At 44.3% G+C, this 18,364-nt stretch carries 19 protein-coding genes; 9 read left to right on the forward strand and 10 right to left on the reverse strand.

Annotated features, from left to right (window positions below; all coding sequences use genetic code 11):
- Positions 1–71: 71 nt before the first annotated feature.
- Entirely contained in the window at positions 72–632 is a 561-nt protein-coding gene (locus DQX04_RS10395; RefSeq protein WP_111915864.1) for a hypothetical protein, read from the forward strand.
- Between the two features lie 53 nt (positions 633–685).
- Positions 686–1,171, forward strand: coding sequence for an LPP20 family lipoprotein (locus tag DQX04_RS10400; RefSeq protein WP_165831983.1), 486 nt, complete (start codon positions 686–688; stop codon positions 1,169–1,171).
- 8 nt (positions 1,172–1,179) lie between these two features.
- Here the strand turns inward: DQX04_RS10400 and DQX04_RS10405 are convergent, their stop codons facing one another.
- On the reverse strand, positions 1,180–2,559 hold the full coding sequence (locus DQX04_RS10405; RefSeq protein WP_111915866.1) for a diguanylate cyclase: 1,380 nt from the start codon (positions 2,557–2,559) through the stop codon (positions 1,180–1,182).
- A gap of 95 nt (positions 2,560–2,654) precedes the next feature.
- Here DQX04_RS10405 and DQX04_RS10410 point away from each other — a divergent pair, with 95 nt between their 5' ends.
- Complete coding sequence (locus DQX04_RS10410; RefSeq protein WP_111915867.1) at positions 2,655–2,870, forward strand: hypothetical protein; 216 nt, start codon at positions 2,655–2,657, stop codon at positions 2,868–2,870.
- Positions 2,871–2,936: 66 nt separating this feature from the next.
- Here the strand turns inward: DQX04_RS10410 and DQX04_RS10415 are convergent, their stop codons facing one another.
- The 3 genes from DQX04_RS10415 to DQX04_RS10425 form a co-directional block, all read right to left on the reverse strand.
- Positions 2,937–3,983, reverse strand: coding sequence for an NAD(P)-dependent alcohol dehydrogenase (locus DQX04_RS10415; protein ID WP_111915868.1), 1,047 nt, complete (start codon positions 3,981–3,983; stop codon positions 2,937–2,939).
- A gap of 120 nt (positions 3,984–4,103) precedes the next feature.
- Positions 4,104–4,307, reverse strand: coding sequence for a helix-turn-helix transcriptional regulator (locus DQX04_RS10420; RefSeq protein ID WP_111915869.1), 204 nt, complete (start codon positions 4,305–4,307; stop codon positions 4,104–4,106).
- Positions 4,307–4,909 (reverse strand): hypothetical protein, encoded by a 603-nt coding sequence (locus DQX04_RS10425; protein ID WP_111915870.1) that lies wholly within the window; start codon positions 4,907–4,909, stop codon positions 4,307–4,309. The genes DQX04_RS10420 and DQX04_RS10425 overlap by 1 nt, the downstream gene beginning before the upstream one ends.
- Before the next feature lie 210 nt (positions 4,910–5,119).
- Between DQX04_RS10425 and DQX04_RS10430 the strand changes: the two genes are divergently transcribed.
- A complete protein-coding gene (locus DQX04_RS10430) occupies positions 5,120–6,403 on the forward strand; it encodes a diguanylate cyclase (protein WP_111915871.1) in 1,284 nt (427 codons plus the stop codon).
- Here DQX04_RS10430 and DQX04_RS10435 read toward each other — a convergent pair.
- Positions 6,400–8,310 carry a methyl-accepting chemotaxis protein gene (locus DQX04_RS10435; protein ID WP_111915872.1) on the reverse strand — a complete coding sequence of 637 codons (1,911 nt, stop codon included), beginning with the start codon at positions 8,308–8,310 and terminating at the stop codon, positions 6,400–6,402. The two genes, DQX04_RS10430 and DQX04_RS10435, sit on opposite strands and share 4 nt — an antisense overlap.
- A 168-nt stretch (positions 8,311–8,478) precedes the next feature.
- On the opposite strand from DQX04_RS10435, the gene DQX04_RS10440 reads away from it, so the two are divergent.
- The 3 genes from DQX04_RS10440 (at position 8,479) to DQX04_RS10450 (ending at position 11,602) form a co-directional block, all read left to right on the forward strand.
- Positions 8,479–9,933 carry an NAD(P)/FAD-dependent oxidoreductase gene (locus tag DQX04_RS10440; protein WP_243618964.1) on the forward strand — a complete coding sequence of 485 codons (1,455 nt, stop codon included), beginning with the start codon at positions 8,479–8,481 and terminating at the stop codon, positions 9,931–9,933.
- An 8-nt stretch (positions 9,934–9,941) separates the two neighbouring features.
- Positions 9,942–10,727: an SDR family oxidoreductase gene (locus DQX04_RS10445; protein WP_111915873.1), complete on the forward strand. Its 786-nt coding sequence runs from the start codon at positions 9,942–9,944 to the stop codon at positions 10,725–10,727.
- 74 nt (positions 10,728–10,801) lie between these two features.
- On the forward strand, positions 10,802–11,602 hold the full coding sequence (locus tag DQX04_RS10450) for an alpha/beta hydrolase (RefSeq protein WP_165831984.1): 801 nt from the start codon (positions 10,802–10,804) through the stop codon (positions 11,600–11,602).
- Here DQX04_RS10450 and yjjJ read toward each other — a convergent pair.
- The 4 genes from yjjJ to DQX04_RS10470 form a co-directional block, all read right to left on the reverse strand.
- A complete protein-coding gene (gene yjjJ / locus DQX04_RS10455) occupies positions 11,599–12,960 on the reverse strand; it encodes a type II toxin-antitoxin system HipA family toxin YjjJ (protein WP_111915875.1) in 1,362 nt (453 codons plus the stop codon). The genes DQX04_RS10450 and yjjJ overlap by 4 nt on opposite strands.
- Positions 12,961–13,094: 134 nt before the next feature.
- Positions 13,095–13,289, reverse strand: coding sequence for a CPXCG motif-containing cysteine-rich protein (locus DQX04_RS10460; protein WP_111915876.1), 195 nt, complete (start codon positions 13,287–13,289; stop codon positions 13,095–13,097).
- The gene (locus tag DQX04_RS10465; protein ID WP_111915877.1) at positions 13,279–14,223 is read right to left on the reverse strand and encodes an NAD-dependent epimerase/dehydratase family protein; all 945 of its coding nucleotides are present in this window, start codon (positions 14,221–14,223) and stop codon (positions 13,279–13,281) included. Before DQX04_RS10465 ends, DQX04_RS10460 begins: the two co-directional genes overlap by 11 nt.
- 32 nt (positions 14,224–14,255) lie before the next feature.
- Entirely contained in the window at positions 14,256–16,094 is a 1,839-nt protein-coding gene (locus DQX04_RS10470) for a diguanylate cyclase (protein WP_165831985.1), read from the reverse strand.
- 497 nt (positions 16,095–16,591) lie between these two features.
- On the opposite strand from DQX04_RS10470, the gene DQX04_RS10475 reads away from it, so the two are divergent.
- Positions 16,592–17,053 carry a hypothetical protein gene (locus DQX04_RS10475; RefSeq protein WP_126266349.1) on the forward strand — a complete coding sequence of 154 codons (462 nt, stop codon included), beginning with the start codon at positions 16,592–16,594 and terminating at the stop codon, positions 17,051–17,053.
- On the opposite strand, the gene DQX04_RS10480 is transcribed toward DQX04_RS10475, so the two are convergent.
- Entirely contained in the window at positions 17,050–17,697 is a 648-nt protein-coding gene (locus tag DQX04_RS10480; protein ID WP_111915880.1) for a cation transporter, read from the reverse strand. The two genes, DQX04_RS10475 and DQX04_RS10480, sit on opposite strands and share 4 nt — an antisense overlap.
- Before the next feature lie 132 nt (positions 17,698–17,829).
- Here DQX04_RS10480 and DQX04_RS10485 point away from each other — a divergent pair, with 132 nt between their 5' ends.
- Positions 17,830–18,288 (forward strand): helix-turn-helix domain-containing protein, encoded by a 459-nt coding sequence (locus DQX04_RS10485; RefSeq protein WP_111915881.1) that lies wholly within the window; start codon positions 17,830–17,832, stop codon positions 18,286–18,288.
- The last annotated feature ends 76 nt before the right edge of the window (positions 18,289–18,364 follow it).

Genomic DNA, 18,364 nt, shown 5'->3' on the forward strand with positions numbered 1-18,364 from the left:
TGTATTTTTAAGTAGCAAAACAGCTTACGTTATTTAATCATAAACAACATCTTCGTTGAGCGGCATCAAGTATGAAACAACTAATTTTATGTCTACCTGTTATTCTTTTGAGTGCATGCTCGCAAACGTTGCTCGAGCCCAAACATCAGTACTGCAGTATCGCTGACATAGAAGAACCGCGTTGGGTGCAAAATGATAGAAGCAAAGGGTATTTGGTCACCAAGTTTGGTATTGAGTACTCCCGAGAAGCCGAACGAGACGTTCATGGTTTATTGGCTCGCACTATGGCTAGAAGCATCTACACAGAAATATATGCAAATACTCAGTCAACTTTTGACAGTAACAATCGAGTAACCGAATATCATTTTAGTGCGGCTAGCAACCTAGAATTGACATTAATGAAGACAGACTTCGCCAGACATGGTCAGTGTTTAGCCGCGTGGGCAACAATAAAACCAGAAGACGCTCGACTCGCTCTAGAGAACTCTCACCCAATCAACATGGCCGAGCATCGCGCTTGGCAAAGTATAAAAGACTCTCGGAATTGGAGAGACTACGCAGAGCACTTGGAAAAGTTTCCACAGGGGTTATACGCAGACACATGCAGAGCTCGAATCGATGTATTGAGATAGTTCGAACAATACAACACAAGGTTAACGATTTATCCAAGATAAAGAAATGTTTTATGGAAATTACAAAGTTTTTAAAGTTACCTAGCATTCTTATATTGTGCGCGGCTTTGAATGCTTGCGCCATATTAAGCAGTACACCTGACTTTTCACATCAAAGCTCTGCAATATGCACCTTTCAAGACGGCCACACGCCTGCACCGAGTTGGGTTTGTGGTTTCCCTGTAGCATCCTACCCATATTCAGCTACCGGATACTCTGAGTTAGGTATCGAGGAAGAGGCAAAACTAAATGCAATGGAGCAATTGGCGTCACGCATCAATGCACAAGTAACGTCCACCAGCCGCTTAGAAGCTTCTTCGGACGATTCCACCTTCACTTCTGTAACAGAGGTAGAAGTACAAGAAACATTGCAGGGTACTCGTGTGGTCATGCGAATAGTCGACCCATCAACTCAAGGTTTGTATGTTTTAGTGACAGCTGACGAACAAGCATACGAAGCAGCATTGCAGCGCGCTAGAAAGGAAGTTAGATCGAAATAGCGCTCGTACTATACAGTCACTCGGTCGCGACCTTCACGTTTAGACTCATATAGCTTCTGGTCGGCAAGGTCGATTAAGTCGTCATAGTGCAAAGCATTTTCATGGGAGTATTCTGCAATACCTGCACTGAGCGTAAGGTTTATGAGCTCATCTCCGGCATTAAAACTATGGTCGCGCACCTTAGTTACAATGCGCTCAACCACATGCTTAGAAGCTTTAATATCTGTCGCGGGTAAGAACATTAAAAACTCTTCACCACCATGGCGGCTTAACATGTCCGACGCCCGAAGCTCGTCAATCATCACCTTTGTCACTTCTTTGAGTATCTGATCACCAACATTATGCCCGTAGCTGTCGTTCACTTCTTTGAAGTGGTCAATATCGAACATCGCCACACAGAATTCGCCTTTGCCACGTCGTTGAATACGTTCAATTTCCATTTTTACAACGGGTTCTGTAGCTGTTCGGTTAGCAAGTCCCGTTAAAGCATCCGTTCCTGCTCGAGCCTGCCAGGTAAGACGCTCTTTAGCTTCTCGATTTAAATTACGCTGCTGAATGGTCATCACCTGAAGCGCCAGCATTAACGAAATAGATAGCACTAATACTTCAATGCGTTCCACGCTAGCAGCGGAGAATTCATAGGCATGTGCATAGAGTGCGTTATATAAAAGCACCGCAAGTGTTAGAGATGCATAGGAATAAAAGGATTTAGACGTAGTCACTAAAAATAGTAATGTCGGAATCGACAGATATATCCAAAGTCGGCCAAACCAGAAAGACAGAACGAAAATAGCAATTGCTACTAAACTGGTGGCGATACCCACTTTACTGTAACCACTTTGCTCTTCACTGCGTCTGTCCCACGCCCTTAACAGCTGTGCAATCATTAGCGCACCCAATGTGTCCGCCATGAAAATAGCTAACCCAACATTAATTGCGGCGTCGGCGTCTAAATAACCTCCCCAGTAGAGGTTGGTTGCCAAAATAATCGCAATTATTGCGCATGGAACTGCACAGCAAAGGAGCAAAAAGACAAAGAGCCCCCCAAAACCCTCTGAGCGTTCAGGAAGTATATTTCTGGCGGCATAACCGGCTAAAAAAGCAAACAAGGTGTCTGCTGCCGCGCTAATCGTGGTGTGCAACATCCAATCAAATAGGCTTGGAACATGAAGTCCTGAGATATTTGCTGCAAAACTCGCCACAAATATCCAGGGCAAAACCTGCCAACCCCAACGGAATGTGTAGTAAAGAGCGACACCAGCGGGTAACCAAACGAGAGAAATATTGGAAGGCTCAACAGAAAAGAAAAGCATGCTAATTCTTGCAAGTAAGAAGTAGACAATGCCAAAAGTGGCTAACTTAAAGATGCTTTTCTCTTCGGCTTTCATAAATAAAAATAAAGTTTTTCTTTACCCTAGCGAATCTTCTATGATTTGAGAATACTAATTTATGTCATAAATAAAGTGAGTTAGATAGGTTTTTTATGGGACAAGAAAGCGAAAATAAAGATAGTCCACAAAACTCGAAATTGGCACTAGGAATCTCTCTTGGGATGTCTTTTGGAGCATCGCTTGGCACCATCATTGGTATTTTCACGAGTAATATTGGTTTTTGGATTGCCTTGGGTGCAGGCTTTGGCATGTCTATGGGAATTGCTATCGCTTCTGGATGGAACAACGCCCAGTCAAAGAAAGACTAAAAAAATGGGGTCAGAGCACTTTGGGGTCAGAGCACCAAGTGCTCTGACCCCATTGTAAGAAATGGATTAAACCATAGTGGCGATGTCGATAACGAAGCGGTACTTCACGTCGCCTTTCAGCATACGTTCATAAGCTGCTTCAATGTCATCGGCTTTAATCATTTCGATATCTGAAACAATGTTGTGCTTCGCGCAGAAGTCCAACATTTCCTGTGTTTCAGGAATCCCACCAATTAATGAGCCCGCTAAGCTTCGGCGTTTAAAAATCATATTACCGATGTTTGGCGAAGGGTGCGGTTCTGCAGGCACACCTACTAGCGTCATGGTTCCGTCACGCTTCAACAAAGCCATGTAATCATCTAGGTTATGCGGCGCTGCAACGGTGTTCAAAATAAAATCAAGCTGCATGGTTTGCGCTTTCATTTCATCTCTGTCTTTAGACAACACTACCTCGTGAGCACCTAAGTTTTTGGCTTCTTTGCGCTTACTTTCTGAAGTCGTAAACGCCACTACATGCGCACCCATAGCTACAGCCAGTTTAATTGCCATGTGGCCTAAACCGCCAATACCTACAACACCCACTTTTTTGCCAGGGCCAACATTCCAGTGGCGAAGTGGAGAGTAAGTTGTAATACCTGCACATAGAAGTGGTGCAACTGCAGCAAGTTGATCTTCATCATGGCTAATTTTTAGAACGAAGTTCTCTTTCACCACAATTTTCTGAGAATAACCACCAAGTGTATGTCCTGGTTCGTCATCTGTTGGTGAGTTGTAAGTTGCCACGAAGCTATTACAGTAGTTCTCGAAACCATCGTCGCACTCTGAACAGCTCTGACAGCTGTCCACCATACAACCCACTCCTACTAAGTCACCTACTTTGTGCGACTTCACATGATCGCCAACTGCCGTGACTTTACCTACAATTTCGTGCCCTGGAACACAAGGAAACTGCGTACCTTGCCACTCACCACGAACGGTATGTAAATCTGAATGGCAAACACCGCAATATACGATGTCGATAGCGACGTCATGCGCACCAACGTCACGACGTGTAATTTCCATTTTCTTGACTGGCTTGTCCGCGGCTTCGGCACCATACGCGATTGTCGTCATACGTTTCACTCCTTTCCATTATAAGTCTGTGCTTTTGAATCTTTAGTATAGGTTGTATCTACGCAAAAACATTCCAAGGGGATCCACGTTCAGTGCAAGACTATGTGCGACGAAATCTATTCAAGGCTCGTACACCAGAATATCGCCTGGCTGACATTGCAGCGTTCTACAAATAGCTTCAAGTGTACTGAAGCGAATTGCTTTTACCTTGCCATTTTTGAGTAACGATAGGTTGGTCATAGACACTCCAACTCGCTCCGACAGCTCGGTTAAAGGCATTTTATTTTTCGCCAATTCCACGTCGAGGTTGATTCGAATACCCATCACACAACCTCTACAACTTGCTCACCGCGTAGGAACTCAATCGCTAGAATAATGAGAAGTGCCGGGAATATAACGACATTCACCGGGGCCAATACTACCGTTAACTGAAACACTGCAGAAACTAATAACCCAACCGCAAATAATTTCATCAAAACAGGTAACATTGTGAACCTAGCCAACAAAGCAATCGCTAAGAACAAAGCCACAATGGCATAGAGGTAAAGCACAACCAATCCTAAGGTTATTGCCGTTCCCATCATCTCGTCTTGAATACTTTCAAACGGTCCTAAAGCTAATAGCACATCGACCACAACCGTCAAATGAAAGAGCCCCACAAGCACACTCATAATGATAAGAAGAATGGAATAAATAGCCGAATCGAATTGGTTACTCAAAAACTTCCGTAGCGCCAAATAAACGCCAATTTCTAACGCTCCTATGACTACAAATAGAAAATCCCAGCCGTCTAGCGTTAAAAAGTCATCGATAATAGCCGCCTCATCAAACGACCAGCTGGCCAAACCTAAAATCCAATACACCGGAAACAACACAGCAAGAACCAATGCTGCAACACCCGAAAGCTTTATAAATTGATTGTCCATAATTCACCCTGTTGATTAACTTTCCAACATAGTAGCGATCAAAATATCATTAATCAATAATTATTTTATGATAAACATAAATTAAATATCGTTTTATATGAAGTCGGTAGCATCCCCTAGTTTCAATAAAAGAAAAATATTTGTAATCCATTTAGCAATTTAAGGGTTAATTACTAATATTGAATTAATCTTTTTAAATAGGTGCTCTTAGTGGCCGATCCGAACTTACAACTGACCTCTCAGGCGGTTTTACACGCAGTCATGGACAATGTTGGCGCCTTCATTTATATCAAAGACTTAGAAGGCCGATACCTTTATGCCAACAAAAAAGTACAAGAACTTTTCTGCGCACCTCTCATCGAGATTCAAGGAAAAACCGACGAGGCCTTTTTTGATCTCGAGATTTCAAATGAACTTCGCGAAGTCGACCGCAAAGTTATGGAAAGTGGCCAAGTTCAGGAATGCGAAGAACGAAATTATGTGAAAGAAAGTGACGAAATTCGAACCTATTGGTCGGTTAAAAAGCCGCTTTTCGACGATTCTGGTGAGATTATTGGCATGTTCGGTATATCTACAGACATCACCGATCGTAAAAGAATAGAACGCGAGCTACACGAGCAGAATGAGTTCTTAAACATAGTCATGAATAACGTCGAGTCGTCTATTTATATGATCGACCAAGACAATAAACTCAGGTACGCCAATCAGCGCTTAGCAGAACGGTTTGAGATCGCAGAAGGAAGACACCATGGAACGTCCATTAAGAAACTACTCGACGATGAGGCATACCAGTTAATTACCGACAACAACCAACGCGTATTCGAGAGCCGCAAAGCTGCACGTTTTAAAGAAAAAGTGAAAAACGCTGATGGCGAAGACACCATTTTCTGGTCGGTAAAAGTGCCGCACACACTCGCAACCGGCGAAGAGGTCATTATTGGCCTTTCTACCGACATGACCGAAACCTTTGCATTACAGGAAAAGCTTAAGCGCCAATCGTCTGAAGATGACTTAACCGGACTCTATAACCGTCGTTACTTCTTTGAAGAGGGCGAAAAGCAGCTTGTGGAAGCCAAACACCAACAAGAACCGAGCTGCATGCTCGTTCTAGATTTGGATAGATTCAAAGAGATTAACGACGAGCACGGACACCCGGCAGGAGACGAAGCTTTAACGCAAGTTGCACGTTTATTGTCTGAAGAAGTGAGAAAAACCGACTTACTCGCCCGAGTTGGTGGCGAAGAGTTTGCGCTATTTCTACCGAATACCGAGGCGAATGTCGCAACTGAATTAGCAGAAAAACTGCGTCAATGTATTCAAGAAAACCCAGTCCAAATTAAACCAGGAACCCACACTCAACTTACAATCAGTGTGGGCGTATATACAGATCCTGTATCCCAAACACCCTTCAGCGACATATACCATGAAGCAGACAGCCAGCTTTATGAAGCCAAGAAGCAAGGGCGTAATAGAGTCGCTTCCCGCTCAGCTTAAACCTTAAAGCGACCAACAAGATTACGCAGCGTGCTTGCCGTCTCGGCCAGTTGATTGCTCGCAACTACAGTTTGCTGCACCGAGTTGTCACTGCGCTCAGCAATATCATTAATGCGCGTCACACTAGAATTGATATCTTCGGCTACCGAAGACTGCTCTTCTACGGCTGTCGCCACCTGCGTATTCATGTCTCGAATTGAAGCAACCGATGCCATAATTTGCTCGAGCGCAACGATAGTATTATCTCCCTCATCAACAGCCTCTTTAGACTTTTCTTGATTACGGCGCATTACATCGCTCACCCCCTTCGTACCACTTAAAATACTTTCTACAATTTGCTCTATTTCAACGGTGGAAGACTGGGTTCTTTGTGCAAGGGTTCTAACTTCATCCGCAACCACAGCGAACCCGCGTCCAGCCTCTCCCGCTCTTGCAGATTCGATAGCAGCGTTGAGTGCAAGTAGGTTGGTTTGATCGGCAATATTTCGAATAACCTCTAGCACGCTAGCAATTTCTTCTGAGCTCTTTTCAAGCGTTGTCATACCTTGCGCAGCTTGCTCTACTTCACTGGCTAGTTGGTTAATTTTATCCACACACGAAGCAACAGTGTCTTTCCCCATGGTCGCGGCTTCTTGAGTTTGCTCTGCGTTGTTCGCTGCACTTGTCGTATTTCTTGCAATCTCCTGAATTGAAGCTGCCATTTCGTTCACCGCAGTGGCGGTCTGATTCAATTCATCGCGCTGCTCGCGCACACCATTCTTCGTTTCACCTGCAATATGGTTAAGCTGGTCTGTGGCGGAAGCCATCTGAAGCGTTGCGTCGGTTACTTCTTTAACCAATTCCTGAATTTTAGAAACGAAACGGTTATAACTCTCCGCCAAATCGCTTAACTCGTCTGCACCATCCGTGTTCAAACGCTGAGTCAGGTCACCCTCGCCTTCAGCGATATCATTAAGGTTTTGTACCGTCATGCGAAGCGGTGCCACAATACTCTTGGCTAACACAGAAGCTACAAACAGCGCGATTGCGATACCAATAATAGCGAGCACAATCACAAAATTACGAGTAGACGCTGCACTAGCGGCGTAATACTCACGGCTCATTGCAATCTCTACAACGGCAATGGGGCTGCCACTAAAGTCCTCAATAACTCGGCTATATGTCGCATACGGCGTTCCATTGAGTTCGTTCCTGCCGAGTTGACGCTCTCCTCGCCACGCTTGAAGAATGTTTTCGTCTGCAACTAATGAATCACTGCCGATGGAGGTAGCCAGCACGTTCGTCCGGTTACCCTGCACACTGTGAATCGCCATTTTTGCGCCATAGTCTTCAGTAAACGAGTCCACAAAAGCCTGTCCAAGATTGAGTCCGAATTCAACGGAACCTCGATGTTGGCCACGATGAAAAATAGGCGTTAAGCCTCGAATACCAATACCAGCGACACCACCATCTAAGCCTCGTACAGGTTCCCTAGTGCGATTTACAGCCACAATCGTAGGTCTTAGATTCGTTAAATCATCGTCATATTTCTCTAAATTATGAACACGTAAGAAAGAGGTAGCAGGTGGAGTATGAAATTGGAATTGCGCCACACCATAGTTTTGCTTCAACACATCAAACATTGGCGCATAAACTGAAATGAGTTCTGAACGATCTCGGTTGGCGAAAGTTTCCGCTGTGTCGGGGTGCAGCGCGACTATGGCACTCATGCCCTCGGCAAATTGAGCTCGCGTTTCTATTTGCGAGCGGGCGGCATTAAATAGGTTTTCCAATTCCCGTTGCTCGGCTTGGCGAATAAGGGCATTCGAGTTCATGATGTAAAAAAGTGCCATCACCACAATAATGACGGTAACGACTGCACCAAACCCAACAGCTATCCGCAACCCAATATTAAAATTCCTAAACATACGCCACCTGTAATTTATTGTTCTCTATCAGTTATCGAACATACTCATAAAAAATATAGTTAAAAGATCCCTTACCCACAAAAAAGTAGACAACCTGTAAAAGTCTGGGCGAACATAGTGAACAGATAGCGAGATGAGTTCGACACCAAAAGACGACAAGAGGCTTCAGTGTACGACGTACTAATTATAGGTTCAGGATTCGGCGGAATAGGCATGGGGATTCAGCTCAAGGAAGCTGGTCGCCATAATTTTTTAATTCTTGAAAAGGCCGACAAAGTAGGCGGTACATGGCGCGACAATACATACCCTGGAGCCGCGTGTGACGTTCAATCGCACCTCTATTCTTTCTCGTTCGCGCCTAAGCATGACTGGTCACGGAGTTACGCTCCGCAACAAGAAATCTTCGAGTACATCGAAAACTGCGTAAACCGATTTGAGTTAGATCCACACATTCAATTCAACGCAGAAGTTGCAAAACTAGAGTACCAAGAACAACAATGCTGCTGGCATGTAGAGTTAACGAACGGAACTGTGCTTGAGTCGCGCTGTGTTGTGACGGCTACGGGACAGCTCAACCAACCTTCTTATCCCAACATTGAAGGCTTAAATGAATTCCAAGGCGAATGCTTTCACTCTGCGCGCTGGAACCACAATGTCGACTTAACAGGCAAGCGCGTTGGAGTAATTGGCACTGGGGCTTCTGCAATTCAGTTTGTGCCAGAAATCGCTAAACAAGCAGAATCAGTTACTGTTTTTCAGCGCTCTGCTGCTTGGGTTATTCCGAAATCTGACAAACCTTTTACTAAGTGGCAAAAATGGTGCTTCAAGTACATTCCTGGCGTAGACAAACTCTACAGAACCATTATCTATTGGAAGAACGAAGCTCGCGCACTCGCTTTTACTAGCTTCAGCGGAATTCTGAAATTCGGTGAACAACGCGCGAGAAAAATGGTGAGTCGAGACGTAACGAACCCAGAGCTGCAAAAGGCACTTATTCCCGACTATCAAATTGGCTGCAATCGCATACTACTTGCCAACAATTGGTATAGCACCTTTGAGCTACCGCACGTAAACCTAACCACTGCACCAATACAACGCATTACACAAACAGGCATCGAAACCACCGAAAGCGAACCTCACAACCTTGATGTATTGATACTAGGCACAGGCTTTAAAGCGACAGAGCTTCTTTCTCCCATGCATATTGTGGGTTTAAATGGCCAAACGTTAAACGAGGCGTGGCAAGATGGCGCGGAAGCTTTCAAAGGTATTTCAGTGTCGGGTTTTCCCAACTTGTTTATGCTTTACGGCCCGAACACCAACCTTTCTCATAGTTCTATTATTTTTATGCTCGAGTCCCAAATGCACTATGTATTGCATTGTTTAAACAAGCTCGATAAACACAATGCACTAGCCATGGATGTGAAAGCAGAAACACAGCGCAGATATAACGAAGAGCTACAAGGCGTGCTCAAGAAAACGGTCTGGGCTTCGGGGTGTAACTCTTGGTATCTGAACGAGAAAGGAAAAAATGTCGTCAATTGGTACGGTTTCACCTTTTACTATCGGCTTGTAACCAAGCGCGTTAGAACGCAAGACTACATCTTCACTAAAGAATCATAAGTGAACCTATGACAGAGAGAAAAAGCATATTTATTAGCGGAGCTGCTGCCGGTATTGGGCGTGCTACAGCGTTAAAGTTTCTACAGAACGGTTGGCTAGTCGGTGCTTATGATTTAGACGAGGAAGGCCTCGACAAACTCTTAGTAGACACCAACCGCCCAGACAACTTAATTACCGGTAAACTCGATGTCACCCAAAACTCGTCGTGGCAACAGGCGCTGGAACACTTCACAAAGTATACTGGCGGCGCGCTTAATATACTTTTCAATAACGCAGGTATTCTGCTTTCCGGCCCCTTTGAATCAAACAGCTTAGAGGCACAACAAAAGGTTATTCAAGTGAACGTACAAGGCGTTCTTGCAGGCTGTTATTTAGCACTGCCTTACCTAGCGCAAGCGGCACAACTAGGCCAAGCAAGAGTGATTAATATGAGTTCTGCCAGTGCTATTTATGGCCAGCCTTCGTTGGCTACTTACTCCACCAGTAAATTCGCCGTGCGCGGCATTACCGAAGCTTTAAATATCGAATGGGAAGGTAAGAACATTCAAGTTATGGACCTTATGCCGCTTTTCGTTCAAACAGCCATGGTCGATGGCATGAACGCAAACAGTATTGGTCGTTTAGGTGTTCGCATAACCCCTGAAACTATCGCAACAAAGGTTTTCCAACTGTCTAAGTACCAAGGCACGAAAGTACACTGGGTAATTGGATTTCAAACCAAAGTGGCGGTGTTTCTGAGCAAGATCTCACCAAACTGGCTTGCGCGTTTTAGCAACAAGTGGCTTGCACGATGAACCGCACACTGATTAAAACCCTAATCAAACCTCTTTTTTACCCGTGGGTACCCTTTAAGTTGCGCAGAATTTTAATGAACAGCGCAAAGTTCATTACGAAAAAGCAGCCAGGTGTTTCGCGCCAGCGGCTTTCTATACAAGGCATTCCGGCTTATCAAGCCATGCCTGCCGAGAAAACAAGCGACAAAACCATTCTTTATTTGCATGGCGGTGGTTATGTTTTTGGCAATGAAAATACGCACAGGCAAGTGGTCGACGGCCTAGCACTCATATGCAACGCAACCGTTTTAATGCCATTTTATCGGCTCGCACCAGAGCACCCATTTCCCGCGGCACTAAACGATGCGCTTACGGCATACAACGATCTACTTTCGCTGGGCGTGAAACCCGAAAATATTATGATTGCTGGTGATTCAGCCGGTGGTGGGTTAGCCGTTGCCCTAGCGTTAGAGCTGCGAAACCAGAGCTTACCTATGCCTGCTCTATTAACGCTATTTTCACCCTGGGCAGATTTAACCGTAAACTTAGAAAGTCATCGCAGCAATGCGAAAATTGACCCGATGCTAGTTCCAAAAGGATTGCACTCTTGTGCGCGTGCATACTGCCAAAACACGCCAAGAAATCATCCACAATGTTCACCTCTTTTTGCCGACCTAACGGGGCTACCGCCTATTCACATTCAAGTAGGCAGCGACGAAATACTGATCGACGACGCCAGGAAGCTCCATGAAAATGCCAAAAAAGCAGGGGTAGAAACCACCCTAGAGGTGTTTGAAGGTATGTGGCACGTATTTCAGCTACATAGCCACCAGTTACCCGAGGCTACTGAGGCTTTAGAGAAAGTAAGTGCTCATTGGTGTGCAAATAAAAATTAAGCCATGCGCTCTATCGCAGAAGCAAACGTTTCTACTTGCTGCAACTGCAGCTCTGCAACAACTTTAAAATGGGTACTGATCTCATCGCAAGCCAGTACACGCTGCCAATAGGATACGGCCAACTCAAACGCCACCTGCCAACTCTCTTTACTCACAACCGAGTTTATCTGAGTAACTCTTGGCTCACTTGGCAAGTCGCCATTCGCCTTGGGCGCAAAATACATCGGCAACATATCGTATATCGGGGCTAATTGATAAGGTCTTCCTTCGTCAACAAGGACAGATAAGTTACCTAAGTGCATGTCAGAATTTGATATCAGCTGCCCAAAAGCCCATACCCATTGAGTATCCAATTCTGCTTGTCTTGTAACGACTTTCTGATTTGCTAATTCATGCACTATCTCGGGCCATGAGGACGAACCTTTACCGACAAATTCAGCATCTAAACTAGAGAGAGAAATGACTCCCTTTCTTCCGAGTTCTCCAATACGATCGAATCGCTTAACCGCTAAGAATGTTCTTTTCTCGACATGAAAAACACGAGATTCACAAGCGATACCCTGACTATGTTCATTGAGTATTTCACTCGCTAAAGCCTCTGCTTTCAGTAAATCAGACCACCTGTTGGCACTACTCTCTACTTGAGTCTGGCTCACTTCTCCTGAGAACTTTATGATGTATTTATCTTGCTCCATTTTAGCAAGCAACTTGGGCTGCTCACCTTGAGCTGAAGACCCAAAATAATCATCACTGTTAGCTCGTCGATATACCTCTAACTCACTTAGCGAAGGTTCTTCTTGCAAGCTAAACCAAGCTTGGTAAGCTTCTTCCCCAATCAACAGGTTACCGATGGTCTCCTTCGGATAACGAGCGAGAACAAAGAGTACTGTATCGTCATCCCAGTTTCTCGGATCAACATCTACAAGCTCCTGCTGCTCGTCACATAAATATCTTGCGAAAGCGCGTCCTAAGTAACCTTGAGGCCGCATGTCGGCAAGCCACCATGGTAATGATTCATAGAAAGTCCAGTTCTGGTTCGTCTTTTTATATTCCCGTAAATCTTGAACGAGAAAGCAGCCTTGAGGAAAAACCGGAAAAAGTTCTGCAATTTTCTCTACCTGCCCCTCCTGTTTAACCCTAAAAATCGGAAGACACTCTTCGTTTTCCAACTGCCTTAATTCGCGCTTTCGGTAATATCTCCGCGCCCGCCCTTTTCCAGCAGCTACCACATAACCGTTAATAACTTTCAACTCTCTACTGAAAGTCGGTTGACTTATTCCCAAGCGCGAACAGATTTCAGGAGCAGTTAATGGTTCTGCTCTCAATATGTTCAGAATTTTGCTAGCACGCTCAGACATAATGGTATCCCGCAGGCAATTGTGAATAGACTTTCAAAATAACCAAACACCCTATTTAAAAGGCTTATAGATAAAAAATAGCACATTATGAATAGATTTGTGAATAGATTAATGAATAGAATAAAGGCGGGTGGCTACTCATCATCGGTGCGAGCAATAATCTCGAAATCCCCGTCCATGTTTTCATGAACGGTAATCTCGATAGGTTGGCAACAGACCTGGCAGTCGACAATTTGCGACTGTTCAATGTCATTTAATGCGTCAATTTCGAGCATATTGGGCGCCATACAATAGGGGCAAGAGAATTCTGACTCATAACTAAGAGGCATCCTTTTTCTCCCGTACCTCCGAGAAATATTCCATTAAGCCTTTCTCAAAAGTCGTAGCTTCAAACTTGGGGAAACGGTTCTTGAACTTCTCGGACATAAATACATTGTCGGTTTCATATCTAGGCAAAAGCTCACCCGCGTCTCGAATGACCGAATTAAACAAGCCCGCTAATTTTAACTGCCACTTCTTAATCACTTTAAAGCTCGCAGATTGCCCTGAAGCTTTTCCGGCTAGCTCAATAAACTCGCGGTAAGTTAACCGGTTGTCGTCACACGGCAAGTGCCATGTTTCACCAAAAGCATCGGCGGTGTTGCCCAGTAAGGCCATTGCTCTGCTGGCGTCTGGCGTGTAAATCAGTGACCGTTTGGTGTCTGCACTAACGAAAACCTTAGCAGGCTTTCCTGCGGCAATATTCTCTAGAATAGTGGCATTGGTAATACTTTGTGTTTTACCCGGACCATAAAACTCCGGCGCTCTGCATATCATGCCCTCAATGCGGCTCTGCGACATTGCCTCAAGCATTTGGTTGGTAATTTGCGCGCGCACTTCACCCTTTTTGCCGTAAGGCTGAAACTTAGTTTCCTCAGTTTGTGGGAGTGAGGTTTGCGGGTACATGTAGGTGTTGTCGAAAAACACCAGCTTTGCGCTTTCTTGCTCACAAGCACGCAACACATTGGTCATTATTACCGGCCATTCCCGCACCCAACGCGCAGTGTCCATGGGCAAGCCTGCAGTAAGATATACGACCTTTGATCCTTTCACCGCGTTCAACGTGGATTCGGCGTCTAATAGGTCAGCAGGGATCAACTCATCGGTTTCATGTAGTGGTTTAGGGTTGCGGCTTACCAAGCGAATAAGGTCGGTATGGTCTCGATGCAACGATCGAGCTAATTCAGTGCCAATTTGTCCGGTAGCGCCCAGAATGGTTTGCATAAATTACTCATCACTTTTGAATGTTCACGAAATTACTTGTTGAACACTGTAGTGCGATTTCTACCTTCTTCTTTACTCGTGTACAACGCCTCGTCGGCAAGTCTCATTGCAGTATCTAAGTCGAGTGCAAAATCGTCTTGCAACGAAACCATGCCTATACTCACCGTCATATTCAAGCTTCCAGCTTCAATAGGGATGTCTTTTTCTTCTAGCGCCTTGCGGAAACTCTCGATTTGCGCGAAATGCTCTTCACATGAGCCTCCTGTAAGAATCATTACGAATTCCTCGCCACCATAGCGGGCGACAAGGTCTGACTCCCTGTGAAAAAACGACTTCAGCATTTCAGCAATAACTTTCAAGCAGTCGTCACCCTTGGAATGTCCGTAGGTGTCGTTAATTTTTTTAAAGAAGTCGATGTCTAAGCCCACCACCGAAAGGGGTTGCTCGTTACGTGTGTTCGACTTGTATATCACCTGAGCTGTTTCGTCGAAGTAACGGCGGTTAAATAAGCCTGTTAGTGCATCTCTTTTTACCGTCTCTGCCAAACGCGCATTTAGCTCTGAGAGTTCCTTGGTTTTTTGTTCCACCTCTTCTTCCAGCTTACGGTTAAAATCCATCATGACCCGTTTACTTTCTTGCAGCTGCTGGCCTACTTCTTCTACCTCGGTAGTAAGGAACAAAGAATCTGCTGGCACCAAATAGTCTTTCTTATTAGTGAACTGCTCAATTAAGCTTTTTAACGGCAAGGTAAATTGCATTGCGAAGCGCCGTACCGTAACCAAGAAGAATGTGGAAATCAGAAACAGTGAGATCAGCAATATAATCATGTTTCTAATAAAAACTTGGGTAATCACATCGGGGTCTGAAAATACATAAGCTTTCCAACCAAAAGAGCTCTCTACCATCTCGTAGAAAAATTCGTCTCCCTGAATCGAAGTTAATTTAATGCTGTCCGTGTAACGGTTCTCTTGCTCGGTAACATTAAAATTATCTTCAGCCGTAAACGGTAAGTTGCTAGAGGTGTGAATAACCTGACCCGAGGCGTCTGCTAACACAATGTATTGCTCGCTAACGCTTTCGTTTAGGCTTTCTTGCAGTACTTCCAGCCTAGGCAGGTTCAAAGAACCTTCAACCACCCCAACCGTTTCTCCGTCCACAATAATTGGGCTACTCACCGCAATAATCATGTCGTTGCCAAAACCGCGCCCCTGAAACACATTAGAAACGAAGCTTTCTTGCCACTGAAAAGGCACACGAAAATAGTCTCTGTCTGCTACATTCCGGTTTACCGGGTCTGGTGAATCGAGCAACCGCTGAAAAGTTTCCTTCGGTGTACCATGGGTAATATTTCCGCTTGCGTCTGCAATTAACATGGTAATAAAGCCAGGGAAATTATTCTGCGTGGCCTCTAAAAGTAACTGTGGGTTGTCCGAGAAAGAGAGCAATTCGGCCAACTGTTTAATTACGTTCTGGTGGTTACGCAAATACCTTTCACTCAGATTGTTCAATTGCGCAGCTGTGCTTTCAAGGTTAGAAGCAAACTCGCGCTCGTAAGTTTCTACGGTTTTTGAAGTTAACACCAACGCAACGAGCAATGCTGGTAGAAAAGTGGTGTTCATTGCGAGGTAAAAAATTCGAGCACTCAGTTTAATAGGCTTATTTCGAGCGCTTAAGTCGCACCATTTCAGCGGAATAAAAACCATCAAAAGACTGGCTGCAATAGTGTAAATCAGGCCATTTAAAAGCTGCTTCAGAAGCACTAGGAACATGTAGTCTTGGGGGTAGTAATTGTATTGGCTATTCATAATGCCATACGAAACAGGTATACCAACTATTAGCCAATAAATTACGTCGGCTATAACCAGAGACATACCTCGCTTATAAAACCAATAAACAACGATAAGCTCCGCAAACATTAAGAAAATGAAATAAGGGTTATCAGTTTTTAACCAAAGGCTTACCGAAGAGAACAAACAAGCAATTAGAGCAGGTTTAAAGCCTCGGCTCATCAGGCATAGAAGAACGAACAGTTGACCGAAGTGAAACCAGAGTTCGCCATAGGAATTAACTAGAAAGAAAGCATTAAAAAACGCCGCTATCGAACCGTAGATTACAGCAAAGAAAAGATTAGAAGGGGCGGCGCTACTCGTGTTCAATTTCACTACTCTTCATAATCGGTTTCGCACTGTTCCAGAGCAAAGCCTTTGATAGATATCCTATTTGTAATGAAAAGCTTTCTTAAAAGCAACTACTGCACCATCTTGTCATATTACTGTCGCATTCGTTTCATACTCATTTCCTATGCCTTTCCTATAAGTGTCGTCACGCGGTTCTGCGCCTAGCGCTATTGTGAAGCCAGCTCATGTGAATGAGTAAAAACATCACTTACTTGAATACGAAAAGGGAAATTACAATGAAAAACTTAGACATAAAATGGCTAACCATTGGAGTACTTACTTATATAGCAGGCGGGGTGCTGCTGAGTTCTATTTTAATTATGGTACTTATGCAGCTGTTTAATACTATTCCACCTGCGCAGCTGCCGGCAGTAGAGCCGACTGCTTCAATTATTGCCATTGCCCAGCCCCTGATTGGCTTTGCTCTCGCGCTTTTGGTGAGCAGTTGGGTATATAAGCAAACAAAATCAAATGCACCAAAAACCGTTTGGTATTTTGCAGGTGCATTAACACTCTATGGTGTACTCAGTATTTTTATGCACCCTGAAGCTGCTCTGCTGCATTCTATTTTAAAGTTAGCAGCACCATGGGTTATTGCACTACTCGCCGTCAAACTTAGCCTTTATAAACAACGCTTAGCTTTGGAAAACTAACCACAGCAACTCGAAATATCCGTTTTAGCGCCCGACTTTACAGCTCGGGCGTCGCTTATTACCGTCAGTGCAGACTTTAGAACAAATAATGCGATAACACTGGCGATAAGTAAGTCAGGCCACGCTGTACTCAGCTCTGCCACCATCAGGGCAGAAACAATTACACCAATATTCATAATCATGTCATTACGAGAGCAGATCCAGCTTGCGCGAATATTGATGTCACCATTACGGTGACTGTACAACAACAAAAAACATGCAATGTTCACAATTAGCGCTAAACCCGCTATCCACAACATAGTTGAAGCATTTGGGTCACTCCCCCAAATCAAACGCTGCAGCACATTACCTAGCACAAGAATTGCTAACGCCAGTTGCAACGAGCCATTGAAAATCGCTGCATTTGCTTTGTATTTAATAGCTTTCCCCACCGCATACAAACTTACTGCATACACAAGTGTGTCCGCTAGCATATCTAAAGAGTCGGCAATTAACCCGCTAGACTCAGCCAACCAGCCAGCAATAAACTCAACGAAAAACATCACACCATTCAAAACCAAAACAGTCCATAGCAACCGCTTTTGTGCGTTGTCCATTTGAACTTGCTCTGATTTTAATGATTCGCTGCCGCAGCACTCTGACATATTAATACCTTGCTTAAACCTTATGATTCCTATTGTATCAAACCGTCGCACTCTGCGACGAACGTATGAGGTAGTTCCAGAAAAAATAAGTTGCTATGATTTCCAAACTAAGCGGCTTAAAAAAGAAAACAGATGGAAATTAACGCCAAGCTAATAAAAGAATATCGCAACCAAAAATGTTGGTCTCAACTTCAGCTTGCCGAAATGGCAGGTATTAGCATGAGAACCTTGCAGCGCTTAGAAAAAACCTCCACCGCTTCATTAGAAACCATCAAAAGCATTGCTGCAGTGCTAGAGGTAGAAGCTTCAGAACTTACCGTTTCCACCACGGAACAAGAAAAGCCTGCCATCGCAGCATATAAAGACAAGAAAAGGCAACGCCGAAACCTTTTCGTGGGTCTTGTCCTCGTTTGCGTGATTAACATTATGACCTTCGCGCTTCTTTTTTATCGCCACATGCAAGGTGACATCAGCGATACTACTTTTATTATCCTAAAGAATTTAATTTCCATCAGCGTCATTGTTGTAGTTTTGGTGGCGGGTATTCAGGGCTGGCGGAAAGGCTTAATTTCTAAAAAAGACTTCTATTAAAGTTTTTTCAAAAAAGTTTGTCACACTTTTTCGCTTCAACCTGACCTTAGTGTTAACACCACAACACATTAAGGAC

Source organism: Aliidiomarina sp. B3213, assembly GCF_003290085.1.
In the GTDB taxonomy this organism is placed as follows: Bacteria; Pseudomonadota; Gammaproteobacteria; order Enterobacterales; family Alteromonadaceae; genus Aliidiomarina.